A 17,986-nucleotide genomic window follows, 5' to 3' on the forward strand; every position below is an offset into this window, starting at 1 on the left:
TCACGGAGTGCTGGGCGCCGGGGCGGGCAGCGGGCCCTCGGGCGCGGGGAACACCGTCTCGGAGATCTCGATGACGGACTGCAGCGCCGGATTGGCGTCCCCGCGGCGCCAGAGGAGGCGGACCTCGACCGGCTTCTGCTCCTGGGTCAGCGGCTTGTAGACCACGCCGCGGGACGGCACGTTGTCCCGGACGCTGGAGAGGATGAGGGAGATGCCCATCCCGGCGCCCACGAGGACCACGAGCGTCCAGGAGTCCGGGGCCACCTGGACGATGCGCGGGACGAACCCCGCGTTCATCGCCAGGGTGTTGAGCCGGTTGGGCAGCGTGGCCCCCGCCCCGCCGGGCAGCACGATCCACGCCTCCCCGGCGAGGTCCTCGACGTCGACCGTCTCGCGGTCGGCCAGCGGGTGGCTCTCCGGGAGGGCGATGAGCAGCTCCTCGAGAGCGACCAGCCGGGAGCTGATCTCCGCGGGCAGGAAGTCCCACCGGCCGATCACGATGTCGAGGGAGTCGTCCAGGACCTTCTCCAGGCCCAGGTAGGAGAACTGCGAGCTGTAGAGCTCCAGACTGATCCCGGGACGACGGCGCCGGACCTGGCGCGCCAGCTCGCCCACCGCCTGGTTCACCGAGGCCCCGGCGAAGCCGAGCCGCACCCGCCCGGTCTCGCCCGCCTGGGACTTGCGGACCACGTCCTTCATGCGCTGCGCGAGCATGACCAGCTCCCGGGCCGGCTCGAGCAGGGCCTCGCCCTGCGGCGTCAGGGTCACGTGGCGGGTGTTGCGCTCGAACAGGGTGGCGCCCAGCTCGGACTCCAGCTGCCGGATCAGGCGGCTGAGGGGCGGCTGCGCCATGTGCAGGCGCTTCGCCGCGCGGCCGAAGTGCAGCTCCTCCGCGACGGCGAGGAACGCCTGGGCCTTGTGGACTTCCATCCGGCCAGACTAGGTCGTGCGCGAGGGGCAGCACGGGAGCACCGGCGTCGCAATTGTCATTTGTGGGGCTTGTCCGCCCGTCCGTGGCATGCTTCCTCTCGTTATGAGGATCGTCATGCTCCGGAAACACGACGTGCCCGATGCAGTAACACGCACTTCCTACCGTCGGAGCTGAACCGCTCGCCCCGCCCCCAAGGAGCAGCCCATGACCGAGCACGCCGGACCAGGACCCGCGCCCGTGGTGCCGCACGCCCGGCGGCCGGTCCTCCGGGTGGTCGGCGGCACCGCTGCCGCCCCCGTCCGCCCCGAGCCCCACCGCGCCGAGCCGGACCCCGAGGACGCCGCCCGGGCCCGCGCCGCGGCCGCGCGGGCCGCCCACCCCTCGTCCGGACTGGGCGTCCCGGGCTTCCAGCGCCCGCAGCCGGGGGGTCCCGCTCAGGACGGACGCCCGGCGGCCGGGACTCCCGCGGCACCCCGGGCGGAGGAGGGGCACGACGTCCCCGCCCTCGACGGGCTCGGCCCGCACGTGGTCACGGGCCCGGTGCTCCTGCCGGCGGCCCGCTCCGGCGACGCGCTCAAGGTCGAGGTGCTCCAGGTCGCGGACCCCGGGGCGTCCGACGGTCCGCTCGGGACCGGGTGCACCGCCTACCTGCCGGTCCGCGCGGACGGGGCCGCCTTCTGCCCCCGGGAGCTCCACCGGGCCCTCGGAGCGGCCGGGCAGCCCCTGCGCGGCACCTTCCGGGTGACCGTGTGCCGGACCGGCGCCCAGGACGTGCCCGCCGTGGCGCACCGTCAGCCGTTCGCCGAGACCGACGAGCACTGGATCGTCGTCGGGCGCTCGGGGACGGAGGACGCCGACGAGCAGACGTTCTGCCTGACCGCGGCCATGCAGCAGGCCGTGCGGGCCGGGGTGGACTTCCTGGCCCGGGACCGCGGCATGGACCGGCCCATCGCCCACGCCTATCTCTCCAGCACCGCGGAGTTCGCCGTCACCCGGCTGGAGGACAGCTCCGCGGGCGCCCACGGCCGGATCCGCAAGGCGGACTTCCGCTGAACGAGCACCCCGCCACGGGCTCCTCCGCCGCGCCCCCGATCGATGTGCATTCGTAACCGTCATATTTCGCATGGGATATGCCGGACCCCTCGGTAACCCCCTAGTGTGGGTGACGCAGGTCACGCGGGCGTCCGTGCGCGGTCCCGACAACGAGGTCGGGCTGTCGCCGCCGGTAGCACCACGGCCGGGGCGCCCGGTGACCTGTCCAACCCCCGCTCCCGCCCTCGGCGCTCGCCGTCACGGCGCGGAAACACGGGGACCCCGAACCGGAAACACGCTCTCCCTATGGTCGTAGGCGTTCGACAAAGCCGCCCCTGACCGCAGGAGACACCCATGAGTGAGCACTTCGCCCGCCGCGCCGCCGACGAACTCCAGCGGGGTCTGGGGCGGCGCACCTTCTTCCGGGCGGCCACCGCCGTGGCCGCCGCCGGCGCGGTCACCGGCACGGGGGTCGGTGCGGCCTCCGCGGCCGTCCCGATGGGCGCCCAGCACCCGGGCGGCGGCCGCCCCGGCTTCCGGGGCTCCGTCCTGCAGCCCGGGAAGGGCAGGATCCCCGGGGACCACTACCTGCCCTCGGACGTGGACAGCGTGCTGTGGGGCTACGTCCCGTCCGTGGACGCCGAGCCCTCGCTGCGCATGCGCTCGGGGCGCACGGTCACCATCGACGCCGTCTCCCACGAGGGGATCCTCGAGGACCAGGGCCGGGACCCGGTGGAGTTCTTCGGCGCGCAGGGGGTCTCCCGCGCCCGGGTCCTGGACGACGCGGTCGAGATCGCCCGCGACTACGACCGCACCGAGCGGGACTTCGACCGGGACGGCCCGCACGTGGTGACCGGCCCGGTGTTCGTCGAGGAGGCGCGTCCCGGGGACGTCCTGAAGATCGAGACCCTGCACGCCGACCTGCGCGTGCCGTACGGGGTGGTCTCGAGCCGCCACGGCAAGGGCGCGCTGCCCCGGGCCGCGGACGGCGGCGCCCCCGCGGGGATCGAGCTCGACGAGGTCATGCCCCCTGTCGCCGCGGACGGCCGCGCCACGGGCGAGCCGGAGGACTACGGCAACGTCTCGGTGTTCACCCCGGTCGAGAAGGGCCAGGGCGTGATGGGCGGCGGCCGGGTCCGCTTCCCGCTGCGCCCGTTCATGGGCATGATGGGCGTCGCATACCAGCAGGGCTCCGGGCCCACGGACGACCTGCTCAACTCGATCCCGCCGACACTGGGCGGCGGCAACATCGACATCCGCCACCTCGGCGTGGGCTCCACCTTCTACCTGCCCGTGCAGACGGACGGCGCCCTGTTCTACGTGGGGGACCCGCACATGGCCATGGGCGACGGCGAGGTGGCGCTCACCGCGATGGAGGGCTCGCTGCGCGGCACGTTCCGGCTCACGGTCTGCAAGGCCGGGGAGGGGGACGCGCCCTCCGTGGCCCACTCCTACCCGTTCGCGGAGACGGACGAGCACTGGATCCCCATCGGGCTCTCCGACCCGGACGGCGCGGCCGGCGGGGAGCAGAACTCCGACCTGGACGTGGCGATGCGCCGGGCCGTGCTCAACGCCCTCGACTTCCTCGAGCAGGACAAGGGGATGGAGCGCGTCGTGGCCTACGCCTACCTCTCGGCCGCCGCGGACTTCGCCATCTCTCAGGTGGTGGACCGCACCGTGGGGGTGCACGGGCTGATCCGCAAGGCGGACTTCGACCGCTCCTGAGCCCGGCCTGTCGATTCGCGGGCATGACCTCTAGTCTGCGGGCATGACCTCGTCCGCCCGGCCGGCAGCACCGGCCGCCTCCCTGCCGCGCACGATCGCCCGGGTGCTCCTCGGGCTCGTCCTGCTCGGCGCCGGGATCAGCCACCTCACGGTGGCCCGCCAGGAGTTCACGGCCCAGGTGCCCGAGTGGCTGCCCGTGCCCGACGACGCCGTGGTGCTCGGCTCCGGGGTGGTGGAGATCGTCCTCGGCGCCGCGCTGGTGGTCCTGCCCCGGCGGGGGGTGCTGCTCGGGTGGCTCGCCGCGGCGTTCTTCGTGGCCGTGTTCCCGGGCAACGTCTCGCAGTACCTCACGCGCACGGACGCCTTCGGTCTGGACACCGACCGCGCCCGGGCCGTGCGGCTGCTGTTCCAGCCGCTGCTCGTGCTGTGGGCCCTGTGGTCCACCGGGGCGTGGCGGTCGTGGCGCCGCTCCCGCCGGGATCAGTCCCGGCGGTCGGCGTAGCGCTCGGCCCAGCGGTCCCGCACGCGCCGGTACAGGGTGAAGGTCCCGAGGTAGGCGAGGGCCGCGAGCACCACGACGGGCAGCCACTCCTGGGCGTCCACGGTGGTCAGCAGCGCCCCGGCCGAGGTCAGCACCAGGGCCAGGACGAGCAGGGTCGCGACGATCGACTTCACGGGCGTCCTTCCGGGGCGCGGCGGCGTTGCGGGGCCCTTCCAGCGTAGCGGCCCGGCACGCGCGGCCTGGAGGCTCAGCAGGCCTCGGCGAGCGTGCGGCCGGTCCCGTCCGCGGGAGAGGTCGCCGGAGAGTTCGCGGAGGAGTTCGCGGGGGCGCCGGCGGGGACGTCGCCCAGGTGCAGCAGGTCCACCACGTCCGCCTCGTCGAGGGCCGCCTCGCGGGCCAGGAGGGTGATCGGCACGCCGTGGCGCACGGCCAGGCGGAGCTCGTCGCGCAGGGACTCGAGGGCCTGGTCCAGCCGCCAGCGCTCGGCCTCGAGACCGGCCTCGAAGGCGCACAGGCGCCAGGCCTGCTCCTGGGCGTCCGGGGCGGCGAGGGGCCCGGCGTCCGCCAGGGCCTGGTCGAAGGCCCACTCGGCGTTCTCGACCCGTCCGGCCGCGGCGAGGACGCGCCGGGTGAAGAACGGGCGGAACAGCATCGCCTCGCCGTCGGGGACGATCGAGGGCACCGTGCCTCCGGGGACCGGCGTCTCCTGCAGGAAGCCGCAGGCGCAGGCGTGCACCCGGCGGCCGTCGATCGCCGCCTCGGCCACGGCGTGGTTGACGCGGTCCTGCACCTCGGCGAAGTCGAGGGTTCGTACCGGCATGGGCCGCCCGCAGTGCACGGGGGCGGCGGGAACCACCCCGGGGTCGTTCCGGACCGCCCGGAGGGGGGAGTGCTCTGTCGTCTCGACGGTGGATCCGGGGTGCAGCTGCTGGCTCATCTTCCGACCTCTTCCTCACGTACCCTGCGGTGTTCCTCTGCCACGGCGTGCGCTCCCTCACAGGAGCACACGATCCCATCGAACAGCAGTGTTACTAGATTGTCTAGTTATCAGTTCACCTGATTTGTAGATCACCTACACTGGAGGCATGACCGCACATCCCCGCACCTCGTCCGGCTACTGGTACGCCGACGAGGGCGACCGTCCTCCGGCCGTGCAGGTGCTCGAGGCCCTGCGGGCCTACCGGGCGGCCGAGTCCGCCATGCGGCTGCGCACCCGCGACTCCATGGGCATGGGGGAGAAGGACGTGCTGGCCCTGCGCTACCTGCTGGAGGCGGACCGCGCCGGGACCCCCTTGAGCCCCCGGGACCTGGCGCTCAAGCTGGGCATCTCCTCGGCCTCCACCACCACGCTGCTGGACCGGCTCTCCCGCAGCGGCCACGTGGCCCGCCGCCCTCACCCCACGGACCGGCGGGCGCTGGTGATCGTGGCCACCCAGGAGGCCGACTGCGAGGTCCGCTCCACCCTCGGCGCCATGCACGAGCGGATGCTCCGTGCCGCCCGGGACCTGTCCGCCGAGGAGGCCGCCACCGTGACCGCCTTCCTGCACGCGATGGCCGAGGCGGTCGAGGCCGTCGACGAGCGGCAGCTCCACGAGCACGTCGAGGACTGCCGGCACCCCGGACCCGGGGCCGCCTGAGCCGGCGCCCGCAACATCGGCGACGGCCTCAAGAACTGACCGGGCCACGACGACGCCGGTCCCCGCCCTCCGAACCGAGGGCGGGGACCGGCGTCGTCGTGGCCGGGACCCCCGGCGGGCCCGTCAGTGGGTCGGGAAGCCCAGGTTGATCTGGGACTCCGAGGGCTCGGGCCAGCGCGTAGTCACGAGCTTGCGGCGGGTGTAGAAGTTGAACGCCTCCGGCCCGTACATGTGGGTGTCGCCGAACAGGGAGTTCTTCCAGCCGCCGAACGAGAACGCGCCGATCGGCACCGGGATGGGGACGTTGACCCCGACCATGCCGACCTCGATCTCGAACTCGAACTGCCGGGCCGTCTTGCCGTCGCGGGTGAACACCGCCACCCCGTTGGCGAACTGGTTGGTGTTGATCAGCCGCACGGCCTCCTCGTAGGTGTCCACCCGCACCACGGACAGGACGGGCCCGAAGATCTCCTCGTCGTAGGCCTTCATGCCCGGCTTCACGTGGTCCAGCAGCGAGACGCCGGTGAAGAACCCCTCGCCGTCGAACTCCTGCCGCGTGCCGTCGACGACGACGGTCGCCCCCTCGGCCTCCGCCCCGGTCACGTAGCCGTTGACCCGCTCCAGGGCCGCCCTCGTGATGAGCGGGCCCATCTCGGAGGCCGGGTCGGTGCCGTCCCCGATGGTCAGCTTCGCGATCCGCTCCTTCAGCCGCTCGATCAGCGGGTCGGCCACGTCCCCCACGGTGACGAGCACCGAGACCGCCATGCAGCGCTCCCCGGCGGAGCCGTAGGCGGCCGAGATCGCGGCGTCGGCTGCCCCGTCCAGGTCGGCGTCCGGCATGACCACCATGTGGTTCTTCGCCCCGCCCAGCGCCTGGACGCGCTTGCCGTGCTGCGCCGAGGTCTCGTAGATGTACCTGGCGATCGGGGTGGAGCCCACGAAGGACACGGCCTTGACCAGCGGGTTGGTCAGCAGCTCGTCCACGGCCTCCTTGTCCCCGTGCACCACGTTGAGCACCCCCGGGGGCAGTCCGGCCTCGGCGAAGGCCTCGGCGATCCACACCGCCGCCGAGGGGTCCCGCTCGGAGGGCTTGAGGATCACGGTGTTCCCGGCGGCGATCGCGGTGGTGATCATCCACAGCGGGACCATGGCGGGGAAGTTGAACGGGGTGATGCAGGCGACCACGCCCACCGGCTGGCGGGTCTGGTGCACGTCCACCCCGGTGGCGGCCTGCTCGAGGAACTCGCCCTTCATGTGGTGCATCAGCCCCGCACAGAACTGCACGTTCTCCAGCCCGCGGGCCACCTCTCCGGCCGCGTCCGAGAGGACCTTGCCGTGCTCGGCGGTGATGATGGCGGCCAGCTCCGGGGTGCGCTCCCGGATGATGTTCTCGACCTTGAACATGATCGCCGAGCGCTTCGACAGCCCGGTGGCCCGCCAGCCGGGCAGGGCGAGCTCGGCGGCCTCCACCGCGGTGGCGACGTCCTCGGCGGAGGCCAGCAGCACCTGCTTGGCCACCTGCCCGGTCGCGGGGTTGTAGACGTCCGCGGTGCGCCCGGACCCGCCGTGGCGCTTCCCGTTGATGAAGTGCTCGATGACCGCGCCGGTGGTCCGGGGGTCCTGGGCGCCCCGCTCGGCGTCCTGCTGCGCGCGGGTCTCGGCGTCCTGCTTGGTGTTCTGCATGGTGTCCTCCTCGGTCGTGGTGGTCTCGGCGCCGTTCAGGCCTGGTCCGGGTCCCAGCCCGGGATCTTCCCGTCCGGCGCGGCGTACTTGGTGATGAGGGAGCAGTCCTTGTCCCCGAGCCCCTCGTCGATGAGCTGCTGGAGCCTCTCCGCCACGAGCTTCGCGGCGGGCAGCTCCACGCCGGTCTGCTCGCCCGCCATGAGCGCCAGACCGGCGTCCTTGGCGGCGAGGGCGGCGCTGAAGGTGGCCTCGAAGTTCTTGTTCGCCGCGGCGGAGTCCACGATGCCGGGCACGGGGTACCAGGTCTGCAGCGCCCAGGAGTTGCCCGAGGACACCGAGGCGATGTCCCAGAACACCTGCGGGTCCAGGCCCAGCCGGTCGGCGAGCACGGAGCCCTCGGCGCAGGCCTCGAGGCAGATGAACAGCATCATGTTGTTGACGATCTTGGCGGCCTGGCCCGTGCCGGCGTGGCCCGTGGCCACGATCTTGCGGGCCATGGGCTCGATGAACGTCCGGGCCTGCTCCACGACATCGGGCTTCCCGCCGACCATGAAGGTCAGGGTGGCCGCGGCCGCGCCGCTGATCCCGCCGGAGACCGGCGCGTCCACGAAGCGGAAGCCGGCGTCCTCGGCGGCCCGGTGGAGCTCCTCCGCGGTCTCCACGTCGATGGTGGAGCTGTCAATGAGCAGCGCGTCCTTCGGGGCGAGCGCGATGACGCCGCTGTCGCCGAGGTAGACGGCGCGGGCGTGCTCGCCCTTGGGGAGCATCGTGAAGACGACCTCCGCGCCCTGTAGGGCCTCCTCCATCGTGTCGAAGGTCTGCACCCCCTTGTCGCGGGCGGCCGCCATGGCGTCGGCGCTGACGTCATGGCCGCGGACGTCGTAGCCCGCTTTCGCGAGGTTGGCGGACATCGGGTTGCCCATGTGGCCGAGGCCGATCCAGGTGATGGTGGTCATCGGGGAGTCCCTTCTGCAAGGTCAATAACTGCAAGGTCGTGAACTGCGGGGTGTCGAGGGTGTCGGGAGCTGGGGGTCATGCACAGCGCGCCCAGCGGCGGACCGGGGAGCCGGTCCGCCGCTGGGCGCAAGTGGGTGATGATGGCGGGGATCAGGAGGTCCGGTCCCGGACGGACTTCTCCTCGGAGAGCCGGCGCCGGTCCTCGGCGTCGACGTCCTGGAGGGAGATGCCCTTGGTCTCGCGCAGCGTCCACACCGAGAACAGGGTGATGAGGCAGGCGATGGCGATGTAGATCGCGATCGGCACCCAGGAGTTGAACTCGCGCAGCAGGGCGGTGGCGATGATCGGGGCCAGCGAGCCGGCCACGATCGAGGTCACCTGGTAGCCCAGGGAGACGCCCGAGTAGCGCATCCGGGTGGGGAACATCTCGGCCATGATGGCCGGCTGCCCGGCGTACATGAGGGCGTGGATCATCAGGCCGATGGTGATGGCCGCCAGGATGATGAAGCTGTTGTCGGTGTCGAACATCGGGAAGGCGATGAACGCCCAGAAGATGCCGAGGAAGGCGCCTGCGGCGTACATCGGGCGGCGGCCCACCTTGTCGGTGGCCCGGCCGACGAGCGGCACGCAGATCGCGTGGATCACGTGGGCGATCAGCAGCAGGAGCAGGATCCGGCTGGTGTCCACGTCCCGCTGGGTGGACAGGTAGGTGATCGAGAAGGTCACCACCACGTAGTAGAGGATGTTCTCCGCGAAGCGCAGGCCCATGGCGCCGAAGACGCCGCGGGGGTACCGGCGGAAGACCTCGCCCACGCCGTAGGCGGCGGACTTCTCCTCGAGGACCTCCTTCTGGGCCTCCTTGAAGATCGCGGCGTCCGTCACGTGGGTGCGGATGTAGTAGCCGATGGCCACGATGACGACCGAGAGCCAGAAGCCCACGCGCCAGCCCCAGGCGAGGAAGGCCTCCTCGGAGAGGGTGAAGGACAGGGTGAGCAGCACGACGGTGGCCAGCAGGTTGCCCAGCGGCACGGCGGCCTGCGGAAAGCTGGACCAGAAGCCGCGCTCCTTGTTGGGGGAGTGCTCGGCCACGAGCAGGACGGCCCCGCCCCACTCGCCGCCCACGGCGAAGCCCTGGACGAAGCGCAGGACCACGAGCATCGCCGCGGCCCAGTATCCGACCTGGTCGTAGCCGGGCAGGCAGCCCATCAGGAAGGTGGCGGCGCCGACCATGACGATCGAGATCTGCAGCAGGTGCTTGCGCCCGTACTTGTCGCCGAAGTGGCCGAAGACGATGCCGCCCAGCGGGCGGGCGATGAAGCCGACCGCGTAGATCAGGAACGCCTTGAGGATGCCGTCCAGCGGGTTGCCGGTGTCCACGAAGAAGAGCTGGCCGAAGACCAGGGTGGACGCGGTGGCGAAGAGGAAGAACTCGTACCACTCCACGACCGTGCCGGCCATCGAGGCCGCCACGACCTTCTTCAGTCCGCCCCGGTTCTCGGGGGAGTCGTTCGGGTCCGCCGACGCGGCGACCCTGTCCTCGGTGCTCATGGGATTCTCCTCCTGCTGGGGAAACGGCGACGGTGGTCACAATGTTTGCCTACAGTGTGCGGATATGTGGTGCGCTTCACAATGACCATGCGCTCGCGGCGCTTGTGCAAAAATGCACATGCCGCCCGGTCGTGTGCGTTCCCCCGGGCCGGTCCAGCCCCCGGGAGGAGAATCCCCTTGTCGCACGGTGCCGACGACCTCCTGCTCCTGCTCGCGGTGGTCCGCCACGGCTCCTACACCGGCGCCGCCGGGGACCTCGGGCTCAGTCACACGACCGTGTCGCGGCGGATGGCGGCGCTCGAGAAGACCGTGGGCGCCCGGCTGCTCGTGCGCACCGGGGAGATGTGGGAGCCCAGCGAGCTGGGCCGGAAGTTCGTGGCCGCCGGCGAGGAGATCGAGGCGGCGCTGGGCTCCCTCCCGCTCGGCGCGGGCGGGCGCGGCAGCACCGTCAACGGCGTGGTGCGGGCGCTGGCCCCGGACGGCTTCGGCGGCGTGGTGATGGGCGCGGCCATGCGGCGGCTCATCGAGGAGCACCCCGGGGTGCGGCTGGAGATGATCAACGCGGCACGGCGGGCGCAGACCAATCCGGTGGGCATCGACCTGGAGGTGGTGGTCGGGCGCCCGGAGGTCTCCCGCAAGGAGGCCTTCCACCTGGCCGACTACTCGCTGGGCGTCTACGCCTCCCGGGACTACCTGGCCGCCCACCCGGCCATCCGCACGCCCGACCAGGTGCAGGAGCACCCGCTGATCTACTTCGTGGACTCCATGCAGGACGTCGCGGAGCTGGACATCCCGCGCCGGCGGTTCCCGCGGATGCGCCAGGGCGTGGGGGCGACGTCCTCGGTGGTGCACGTGGAGCTCACCCGGGCGGGCGCCGGGGTCGGGCTGCTGCCCTGCTATCTCGCCGAGCGGGCGGGGGGCCTGGTCCGGCTCTTCCCCCAGGAGCTGTGGTTCCCCGTGGAGTACTGGGTGGTCTCCCGCGCCGACCTGCTGCGCCGGCCCGCCGTGCGGGCGGTCATGACCGCGATCCGCGCGGCCGTGGCCGACATGAAGGACGAGCTCATCGCCGCCCCGGCGGCGCAGTTCCCGGCGAGCTCCCGCGACTGACCGCGTGCGGCCCGGCGGACCCTACCGGGAGCGGAGGATGTCGAAGACCGAGGAGTCGTCGTGCCGGCCGTGGCCCTCGCGGCGGCCGCGCACGTAGAGCTGCTCGGCCGCCGAGGCCAGCGGCACCGGCTGGGCGACCGCCCGGGCGGCGTCGGTGACCAGGCCCATGTCCTTGACGAAGATGTCCAGGGCGGAGCGGACCTCGGCCTGCTCGCCCTGCAGCATCCGCGGCCCGCGGTCCTCGAACATGAAGGACGTGGCGGCCCCGGTCGAGAGGACCTCCAGGCACTGCGCCGGGTCCAGGCCCATGGAGTCCGCCAGGGCCAGCGCCTCGCCCGCCACGGCGATGTGCACCCCGCACAGCAGCTGGTTGACCACCTTGAACCGCTGCCCGTCGCCCACCCGGGGGCCGACGAGCGGGGCGTTGGCGGCCATCGCGTCCAGCAGCGGCCGGACCGCGGCGACGTCATGGTCCGCGCCGCCGACCATCACGAGCAGGTCCCCGGTGGCGGCGCGCGCCGTGCCGCCGGACACCGGGGCGTCGACGACCCGCCGCACGCCGCGGCCCTCGAGACCCTGCGCGGCGGACTCCACGGCCTGGGGGCCGACGGTCGCCATCACGAGCAGGACCGTGTCCGGGTCCAGGGCGTCGGCGATGCCGCGCTCGCCGAACAGGACGTCGTGCAGCTGCGCCCCGGTCGCGACCATGACGACGACGACGTCCGCGCCGGCCGCCGCCTGTCGGGGATCGGCCAGCAGCTCCAGGGCGTCGCCCACGACCTCCCCGGCGCGGGGGGAGACGTCGAAGCCGCGGACGGGGAAGCCGGTGCGGGCCAGGGCGAGGGCCATGGGGGCGCCCATGGCGCCCAGACCCAGGAAGCCGACGGACAGGGGTGTGCTCATGACGGGTTCTCCTGGGGATCAGAGGTGCGGGTGTGTGCGGCGGCCCGGTCGAGGACCTCCACGACGTCGGCGAGGGCGCTCTCGGTGCCCACGTTGCCGGGGAAGACCACGTAGGGCCCGCCCCGGGTGGTGTCCGGGGCGTCGGTGGGCTGGAACATGGAGATCTGGCCGGGGAAGAACTGGCCGGCCACGGTGGCCCGGCGGATGCCGAGACCGCGGTGGGCCACCTCGTGGGAGGTGATCCCGCCCTTGGCCACGACCCACGCCGGGCGGGCCTGCGCCACCCCGTGCACGACCTCCACGAGCGCGTCGGAGACCGACCGGGCGATGGCCAGCGACTCGTCGGGGTCGTCCGTGCGCACGAGCTCGCGGCTCGTCCACACCACCGCGTCGCTGGTCCCCAGCGCCTCGGTGATCCGCGCGACGGCGTCGGCCACGTAGCCGGGGCGGGCGTCGTCGTCGAGCAGGGTGGGCACGTGGAGCTCGACCTCGAAGAGGTCGCGGCGGGTCCGCAGCTCGGCGAGCTGGCGGTTGGTGAGCCCCACGTGGGAGCCGACCGCCACGAGTCCGTGCGGGAGGCGCCCAGTGCCCACCACGATGTCCTCGGGGCCGAGCTCGCGCGAGCCGGTCAGCCCGGCCAGGGGGCGCACGAAGGACGGGCCGCACCGGGTGACGAACGTGCGGCCCTCGGCCTCGAGGACGGCGAGGGCCTGCGCCACGGTGTCGAGGTCCGCGTACTCCGTGGCGTTGACGACCACCCAGGCCCGGTCCCGGGCCCGGCGCAGGATGCCGGCGACCGCGTCCACGCCCCCGGAGCGGATGTCCGTCAGGCCGATGGAGAGGATCGCGTCCCGGTCCAGCGTCCCGCCGGAGCGCTCCACGAGGAAGTCCTTGAGGTCGGAGGAGGAGTAGCCGAAGGTGGCGTCCGCGGCGAAGTCGGTCTCCCCCACGGGCATCGGGCGGCCCTGCAGGACCGCGTAGTGGACGTCGTCCTCGGTGTAGCGGCCGGCCTCGAGCATGGCCGGGGCGAGGAGGAACCCGTCGACCGCCACCCCGTGGCGCGCCAGGGCGTCCGCGAGAGCCGTGGGTTCGGCGATGACGTGCCCGCGCAGGGTGGAGTCGCTGCGGGAGACGAGGTGGGGCAGGGGCAGGCGCTCGGCGGTGAGAGCCTCCAGCACCGCGGAGACGAGCTCGGTGTTGATCGCCACGGCCTCGGCCTCGGGCCGGGCCCGGCTGTTGGTGAGCACGAAGCAGGTGCGCCCGGGGTGCCGGACGACGTCCAGCACGGGGGCGGGGTCGAGCTCCAGGACGATGTCGACGTCGTGGACGCACTGGGAGCCGGTCGGGTCGTCGTCGAGCACGAGCAGGGTCCGGGGAGCGGTCATGCGGGGACTTCCTCTCGGGGAGCGGTCAGGACGGTCCTCAGGTCCTGGTCGGTTCCACACCGACACTCCACCTGTAAGATGTCAGACATGCTATGTGTCGTGAGACACGTGGTCAACGGCAGGGATGCCGCGCGCGGCCGGGGGAGTCGTCCCTCGACAGCTCGGACATCTGACATTTCGTGGTTGATAGGATCCCCTGTCACGGGCGGAGCACGCAGGAGCTGCCCTCCGCCGTCCACCTCACCGCAGAGGAGCACCATGGCCCGCCCGTCCCTGGTCGACCAGGTCGCCGACGCCCTCCTCGACCGGATCGTCGCCGGGGACCTCCCCCCGGGCTCGGTGGTGCCCGGCGAGATCGACCTCAGCGCGGAGCACCAGGTCAGCCGCATGACAGTGCGGGAAGCGGTCAGGACCCTGGGCGCCCAGCGCATCCTCCGCGTGGAGCGCGGACGCGGGACCTTCGTGAACCCCGTGTCCCAGTGGGCGTCCCTGGACGCCGTCATCCGGGCGGTCTCCGAGGGGCAGGACGACGCGGCGGCCGCCGTGCAGCTGATCGAGCTGCGCCGCTTCCTGGAGACCGGCGCCTGCGAGCTGGCGGCCGGACGGCTGTCCGCCGCGGAGCTGGCCGGGCTGGCCCGGGACGCCGACGCCATGGAGGACGCCCACCGCGCCCAGGACGTGGCGGCCTTCGTGCGCGCCGACCTGCGCTTCCACGAGCGGATCCTGCAGGCCTCCGGCAACGTGTTCATCGCCGTCCTGTTCGCACCGCTGCACCGGGTGCTGGAGGAGCGGCGGGCCCAGACCTCCCGGGTGCCCGAGATCCAGGCCCACGCCATCGCCGAGCACCGCAGGATCGTCGCCGCCCTGGGCTCCGCCGACCCGGTGCGGGCCCGCCAGGCCATGGACGAGCACATGCAGCAGACGCTCGCCGACCTGAAGACCTACGTCCTCGGGGACCTCTTCCCGGCCGACCGCTGAACGACACCTGACGAAGGACTGTGCCCGTGCGCGCCAACCTGCTCGACGTCGTCACCTCCGCCCTCGACGCCCGCACCGCCGTGCCGGCGCTGAGCACCTACGACTTCACCACGGCCCAGGCCGTGGTGGCCGCCAGCGAGCGCGCGGACCGTCCCGTGATCCTCCTGGTCCCGCCGAAGGCGGCCGCCGGGAGCGGGGGCCGGCGCCTCGTCACCGCCCTGCGCCACCTGGCCGACGACGCTGCCACCCCCGTGTGCGTGCAGCTGGACCACGCCGTCGACCTGGGGCTCGTCGAGCAGGCCGTGGCGGCCGGCGTCGACGCCGTCCTGGCCGACGGCTCCGCCCTGCCCCACGCCGAGAACGCCGCGTTCGTCGCCCGCGCCCGCGAGCTGGCCGGCCCCGGCGTGGTGGTCGAGGCGGAGCTCGGCAGCCTCCCCGGCGACGAGGACACGGCCCGAACCTCCGCGGCCGGCGGCATGACCGATCCCGATGCGGTCCCCGCCTTCCTGACCGCGTCCGGGGCGGACCTGCTGGCCGTGAACGTGGGCAACGTGCACGGGCACTACCAGGGCACCCCGCGCCTGCACTGGAGCCGCCTCGAGCAGATCTGCGAGGCCGCCGACCACACCCCCCTCGTGCTGCACGGCGCCTCCGGGATCCCCGAGACCATGCTGGTCCGCGCGCCCCTGGCGGGCATCGGCAAGATCAACATCAACACCGAGCTGCGCTCGGCGGTCCTCGCCGCCCTGGCGGACCGGCTCGAGGAGCGCCGGCACGAGGGCCTGGACCTCTGGGCGCTCCTGGGCGACTGGACCGGGGCGGTGCGCGAGTTCACCGCGCTGGCCCACGCGCTGACCACCGCCGAGGCCCGGTCCAGGAATTCCTGAGCACCGGTCCGTCGTTGTGCCCCACCGTGCCCCGGGGCCCGGTCCGCCGGCCGCCTCCGGAGCACCAGCTGGATCCACCAGCACCGATCACGACCAGAGGAGTTCCCCATGGAGTACACCCGACTCGGCAGTTCCGGCCTCTACGTCTCCCGGCTGGCCCTGGGCACCATCCCCTTCGGCTCCGGCGGAGGGTTCGAGAAGATCGCCGGGCTCGGCCCGGACGAGGCCCGACGCCAGGTCGACGAGGCCCTGGACCGTGGCGTGAACTTCATCGACACCGCCAACCTGTACTCCGCCGGGGACTCGGAGCGCGTCCTGGGCGAGATCCTGGGGAGCCGGCGGGACGACGTCGTCCTCACCTCCAAGGCGCGGACCCCCACCGGGGACGGCCCGAACGACGGCGGCGCCAGCCGCCTCCACCTCACCCGCGCGGTCGAGGACAGCCTCGAGCGGCTGCGGACCGACCACCTCGACCTGCTCTACCTCCACCAGTGGGACGGGCAGACCCCGATCACCGAGACCATCGCCACCGCCGACGAGCTGATCCGGGCCGGGAAGATCCGGTACTGGGGCGTGTCCAACTACAACGGGTGGCAGCTGGCCAAGACGGTCTACGAGGCCCGGGCGGCGGGGCTGCAGGGCCCGATCGCGCACCAGGCGTACTACACGCCGGAGGCCCGGGAGATCGAGTACGAGATCCTCCCGGCCGCCCGGGACCTCGGGATCGCGACCTTCGGCTGGAGCCCTCTGGGCGAGGGGCTGCTCAACGGCAGGGTCCGCCGCGGCGCCGAGACCCCGGCCGACACCCGCCAGGGCACCGGCTGGCCGGAGCCCCACGTGGTGGACCGGGACCGCGCCTACGACCTGATCGAGCTCTTCGACGAGATCGCCGGGGAGCTCGGCTGGACGATCCCCCAGGTGGTGATCTCCTGGATCCTGGGCCGCCCGGGCATCGACGGCACCGTGATCGCCGCGCGCAGGTTCGAGCACCTCACGGAGGACCTCGACGCCGCCGAGCTGACGCTGCCGCAGGAGGCCCGGGACCGCATCACCACGGCGTCGCAGCTGCCCGCCTACTATCCGCTCTGGCACCGGCTGCTCAACGGCCAGGACCGGCCCGAGCCCGCGGAGGCGGAGTTCTACGCCGAGCAGCGGGGCCACGTCTTCGGGGAGGAGCAGGCCTGATCCCACCGGCCTCCACCTCGGGGTGGATTCCCCGGGAAGGCCCGAGAACTACCCTGTGGGCATGACCTCGTACCCTCCGCCCCGGCCGGCGCCCTGGCAGACCGGTGCCCCGTCCGCCCGCCCGGGCGGCGGGACTCCGGTTCCGCGGCCCGGCGGGCCGACGACGACGGCGCCGCTCACCCACTCGGAGTTCTACCGCACGCCCCGCAACCGCTGGTGGAAGGGCCTGATCAGCATCCTGGCCGTGAGCGCGGCGATCCTGCTGATCTCGGTCGTGGTGTCCTTCGGCGCCGTGGCGATCGAGCTCCTGCGGGGCACGATGAGCACGGAGCAGATCGCGAGCGGACAGATCGCCCTGACCCCGGTGCTGCTGCTGGCCACCAACCTGGCGCTGATCGCCTCGGCCGCCGTCGCGGTGGTCCTGCACCGGTACCTGCACCGGCAGCCGGTCGGCACCCTGCACGCGGTGGAGGGTCGCTTCCGGTGGGGCTGGCTGGGACGGGCGGCCGTCGTCGTCGTCCCCCTGTTCGTGGGCTACGCGGCGGTGGTGGCGCTCCTCGAGGCCCCGGGGCCGCTGGTCCTGGACGCGACCGCCTGGGCCTTCCTCGCGATCGTCCTGCTGACCACGCCCCTGCAGGCCGCGGCCGAGGAGTACATGTTCCGCGGGGTGATCCAGCGCGCGGCGGGCTCATGGGTCTCCGGGGCGGTCCCGTCCCTCCTGCTCGGCACCCTCGTGAGCGCGGCGGCCTTCTCGATCGCGCACTTCGCCACGGACGGCTGGCTCATCGCGTACTACTTCGTCTTCGGGGTCGCGATGTCGCTGCTGACCCACTTCACGGGCGGGCTCGAGGCGGCCTCGCTCGTGCACGCGGCGAACAACGTGGTGCTGTTCCTCGTGTCCACGCTCACGGGGCAGATGGGTGAGGCGGTCGACCGCTCCGCCGGCGTGGGCGGACCGTTCATGCTGGCGCCGATGCTCGTCATCGCCGCCGTCGCGGCCGTGCTGATCCTGCTCGGCCGGCGGCGGGGACTGCAGCGCCGGGCCGTGCCGCCGGCGACCGCCTGAGGCCGTGCCGCCGGCGACCGCCTGAGGCCGTTCCGCCGGCCGCGGACCAGCAGGACCGGTGGGTGAGGCCCACCGGTCCCGGTGCGGGGACTCAGAGCTCGCGGTCCTCCACGACGTCGAGGTCGCGGAACGTCGGCTCCCCGTCCATGAGCTCGCGCATCTTCCCGGCGTACTCCTGGGTCTGCGGGAGCTCGGAGTTCTCCATGGCGGACTCGTAGGAGTCGAAGGAGACGATCTCGTAGTAGCGGCTCGGGTCCTTGCGGTCCTGCGCCAACAGGACGCGGCGGGCCGTGCGGTTGCCCTGCGAGGCCCGCTCCCACTCCGCGACGACCTCGGCCACCTCCTCCGGCCGCGAGGTGGTGTATTCGATCAGCTGGATGAAGGCCATCGTGCACGCTCCTTGGAATGCGACCCCTCCCCCGGGCCACCAGTCTAGGCCGGTGCGGGTGGGCCACCCAGA

18 protein-coding genes are annotated in these 17,986 nt (G+C 72.9%); 9 read left to right on the forward strand and 9 right to left on the reverse strand.

Annotated elements, in window-relative coordinates; all coding sequences use genetic code 11:
* Positions 1-930 carry a LysR family transcriptional regulator gene (locus RF644_RS05395; RefSeq protein WP_368795709.1) on the reverse strand — a complete coding sequence of 310 codons (930 nt, stop codon included), beginning with the start codon at positions 928-930 and terminating at the stop codon, positions 1-3.
* Between the two features lie 205 nt (positions 931-1,135).
* Between RF644_RS05395 and RF644_RS05400 the strand changes: the two genes are divergently transcribed.
* The 3 genes from RF644_RS05400 to RF644_RS05410 all read left to right on the forward strand — a co-directional run bounded on the left by RF644_RS05400 (position 1,136) and on the right by RF644_RS05410 (position 4,190).
* Positions 1,136-1,984 carry a hypothetical protein gene (locus RF644_RS05400; protein WP_368795710.1) on the forward strand — a complete coding sequence of 283 codons (849 nt, stop codon included), beginning with the start codon at positions 1,136-1,138 and terminating at the stop codon, positions 1,982-1,984.
* 333 nt (positions 1,985-2,317) lie between these two features.
* The gene (locus RF644_RS05405) at positions 2,318-3,688 is read left to right on the forward strand and encodes an acetamidase/formamidase family protein (RefSeq protein WP_368795711.1); all 1,371 of its coding nucleotides are present in this window, start codon (positions 2,318-2,320) and stop codon (positions 3,686-3,688) included.
* A gap of 43 nt (positions 3,689-3,731) precedes the next feature.
* Positions 3,732-4,190, forward strand: coding sequence for a hypothetical protein (locus tag RF644_RS05410; RefSeq protein WP_368795712.1), 459 nt, complete (start codon positions 3,732-3,734; stop codon positions 4,188-4,190).
* Here the strand turns inward: RF644_RS05410 and RF644_RS05415 are convergent.
* Positions 4,169-4,363: a hypothetical protein gene (locus tag RF644_RS05415; protein WP_017831825.1), complete on the reverse strand. Its 195-nt coding sequence runs from the start codon at positions 4,361-4,363 to the stop codon at positions 4,169-4,171. The two genes, RF644_RS05410 and RF644_RS05415, sit on opposite strands and share 22 nt — an antisense overlap.
* A gap of 74 nt (positions 4,364-4,437) precedes the next feature.
* Entirely contained in the window at positions 4,438-5,127 is a 690-nt protein-coding gene (locus tag RF644_RS05420; RefSeq protein WP_368795713.1) for a hypothetical protein, read from the reverse strand.
* 148 nt (positions 5,128-5,275) lie between these two features.
* Between RF644_RS05420 and RF644_RS05425 the strand changes: the two genes are divergently transcribed.
* Positions 5,276-5,827, forward strand: coding sequence for a MarR family winged helix-turn-helix transcriptional regulator (locus RF644_RS05425; protein ID WP_368795714.1), 552 nt, complete (start codon positions 5,276-5,278; stop codon positions 5,825-5,827).
* Positions 5,828-5,950: 123 nt separating this feature from the next.
* Here RF644_RS05425 and RF644_RS05430 read toward each other — a convergent pair whose 3' ends face one another.
* The 3 genes from RF644_RS05430 to RF644_RS05440 form a co-directional block, all read right to left on the reverse strand.
* Complete coding sequence (locus RF644_RS05430; RefSeq protein ID WP_368795715.1) at positions 5,951-7,510, reverse strand: CoA-acylating methylmalonate-semialdehyde dehydrogenase; 1,560 nt, start codon at positions 7,508-7,510, stop codon at positions 5,951-5,953.
* A 35-nt stretch (positions 7,511-7,545) separates the two neighbouring features.
* On the reverse strand, positions 7,546-8,466 hold the full coding sequence (mmsB, locus tag RF644_RS05435; RefSeq protein WP_368795716.1) for a 3-hydroxyisobutyrate dehydrogenase: 921 nt from the start codon (positions 8,464-8,466) through the stop codon (positions 7,546-7,548).
* 151 nt (positions 8,467-8,617) lie between these two features.
* Positions 8,618-10,015 (reverse strand): MFS transporter, encoded by a 1,398-nt coding sequence (locus RF644_RS05440; protein WP_368795717.1) that lies wholly within the window; start codon positions 10,013-10,015, stop codon positions 8,618-8,620.
* Between the two features lie 177 nt (positions 10,016-10,192).
* Between RF644_RS05440 and RF644_RS05445 the strand changes: the two genes are divergently transcribed.
* The gene (locus RF644_RS05445; protein WP_368795718.1) at positions 10,193-11,122 is read left to right on the forward strand and encodes a LysR family transcriptional regulator; all 930 of its coding nucleotides are present in this window, start codon (positions 10,193-10,195) and stop codon (positions 11,120-11,122) included.
* Positions 11,123-11,143: 21 nt separating this feature from the next.
* Here the strand turns inward: RF644_RS05445 and RF644_RS05450 are convergent, their stop codons facing one another.
* Together RF644_RS05450 and RF644_RS05455 are read right to left on the reverse strand one after the other, a co-directional pair.
* Positions 11,144-12,025: an NAD(P)-dependent oxidoreductase gene (locus RF644_RS05450; protein ID WP_368795719.1), complete on the reverse strand. Its 882-nt coding sequence runs from the start codon at positions 12,023-12,025 to the stop codon at positions 11,144-11,146.
* On the reverse strand, positions 12,022-13,410 hold the full coding sequence (locus RF644_RS05455; protein ID WP_368795720.1) for a four-carbon acid sugar kinase family protein: 1,389 nt from the start codon (positions 13,408-13,410) through the stop codon (positions 12,022-12,024). Before RF644_RS05455 ends, RF644_RS05450 begins: the two co-directional genes overlap by 4 nt.
* A gap of 258 nt (positions 13,411-13,668) precedes the next feature.
* Here RF644_RS05455 and RF644_RS05460 point away from each other — a divergent pair, with 258 nt between their 5' ends.
* The 4 genes from RF644_RS05460 to RF644_RS05475 all read left to right on the forward strand — a co-directional run bounded on the left by RF644_RS05460 (position 13,669) and on the right by RF644_RS05475 (position 17,526).
* Complete coding sequence (locus tag RF644_RS05460; RefSeq protein ID WP_368795721.1) at positions 13,669-14,388, forward strand: FadR/GntR family transcriptional regulator; 720 nt, start codon at positions 13,669-13,671, stop codon at positions 14,386-14,388.
* Positions 14,389-14,414: 26 nt separating this feature from the next.
* The gene (locus RF644_RS05465; protein WP_368795722.1) at positions 14,415-15,275 is read left to right on the forward strand and encodes a class II fructose-bisphosphate aldolase; all 861 of its coding nucleotides are present in this window, start codon (positions 14,415-14,417) and stop codon (positions 15,273-15,275) included.
* A gap of 108 nt (positions 15,276-15,383) precedes the next feature.
* Positions 15,384-16,460, forward strand: a complete 1,077-nt coding sequence (locus RF644_RS05470; protein WP_368795723.1) for an aldo/keto reductase — start codon at positions 15,384-15,386, stop codon at positions 16,458-16,460.
* 61 nt (positions 16,461-16,521) lie between these two features.
* Positions 16,522-17,526: a lysostaphin resistance A-like protein gene (locus RF644_RS05475; RefSeq protein ID WP_368795724.1), complete on the forward strand. Its 1,005-nt coding sequence runs from the start codon at positions 16,522-16,524 to the stop codon at positions 17,524-17,526.
* A 91-nt stretch (positions 17,527-17,617) separates the two neighbouring features.
* Here the strand turns inward: RF644_RS05475 and RF644_RS05480 are convergent, their stop codons facing one another.
* Complete coding sequence (locus RF644_RS05480; protein WP_368795725.1) at positions 17,618-17,914, reverse strand: hypothetical protein; 297 nt, start codon at positions 17,912-17,914, stop codon at positions 17,618-17,620.
* Between the last annotated feature and the right edge of the window lie 72 nt (positions 17,915-17,986).

This window comes from Kocuria sp. CPCC 205258 (genome assembly GCF_040981005.1).
Classification (GTDB): Bacteria; Actinomycetota; Actinomycetes; order Actinomycetales; family Micrococcaceae; genus Kocuria; species Kocuria rosea.

Excerpts from the sequence above, each read along its gene's own strand:
- RF644_RS05425 (WP_368795714.1), top strand. The coding sequence starts at position 5,276 with ATGACCGCACATCCCCGCACCTCGTCCGGCTACTGGTACGCCGACGAG.
- RF644_RS05420 (WP_368795713.1), bottom strand. The coding sequence starts at position 5,127 with ATGAGCCAGCAGCTGCACCCCGGATCCACCGTCGAGACGACAGAGCAC.
- RF644_RS05480 (WP_368795725.1), bottom strand. The coding sequence starts at position 17,914 with ATGGCCTTCATCCAGCTGATCGAATACACCACCTCGCGGCCGGAGGAG.
- RF644_RS05405 (WP_368795711.1), top strand. The coding sequence starts at position 2,318 with ATGAGTGAGCACTTCGCCCGCCGCGCCGCCGACGAACTCCAGCGGGGT.
- RF644_RS05470 (WP_368795723.1), top strand. The coding sequence starts at position 15,384 with ATGGAGTACACCCGACTCGGCAGTTCCGGCCTCTACGTCTCCCGGCTG.
- RF644_RS05430 (WP_368795715.1), bottom strand. The coding sequence starts at position 7,510 with ATGCAGAACACCAAGCAGGACGCCGAGACCCGCGCGCAGCAGGACGCC.
- RF644_RS05410 (WP_368795712.1), top strand. The coding sequence starts at position 3,732 with ATGACCTCGTCCGCCCGGCCGGCAGCACCGGCCGCCTCCCTGCCGCGC.
- RF644_RS05475 (WP_368795724.1), top strand. The coding sequence starts at position 16,522 with ATGACCTCGTACCCTCCGCCCCGGCCGGCGCCCTGGCAGACCGGTGCC.
- RF644_RS05460 (WP_368795721.1), top strand. The coding sequence starts at position 13,669 with ATGGCCCGCCCGTCCCTGGTCGACCAGGTCGCCGACGCCCTCCTCGAC.
- RF644_RS05440 (WP_368795717.1), bottom strand. The coding sequence starts at position 10,015 with ATGAGCACCGAGGACAGGGTCGCCGCGTCGGCGGACCCGAACGACTCC.
- RF644_RS05395 (WP_368795709.1), bottom strand. The coding sequence starts at position 930 with ATGGAAGTCCACAAGGCCCAGGCGTTCCTCGCCGTCGCGGAGGAGCTG.
- RF644_RS05400 (WP_368795710.1), top strand. The coding sequence starts at position 1,136 with ATGACCGAGCACGCCGGACCAGGACCCGCGCCCGTGGTGCCGCACGCC.
- RF644_RS05455 (WP_368795720.1), bottom strand. The coding sequence starts at position 13,410 with ATGACCGCTCCCCGGACCCTGCTCGTGCTCGACGACGACCCGACCGGC.
- mmsB (WP_368795716.1), bottom strand. The coding sequence starts at position 8,466 with ATGACCACCATCACCTGGATCGGCCTCGGCCACATGGGCAACCCGATG.
- RF644_RS05450 (WP_368795719.1), bottom strand. The coding sequence starts at position 12,025 with ATGAGCACACCCCTGTCCGTCGGCTTCCTGGGTCTGGGCGCCATGGGC.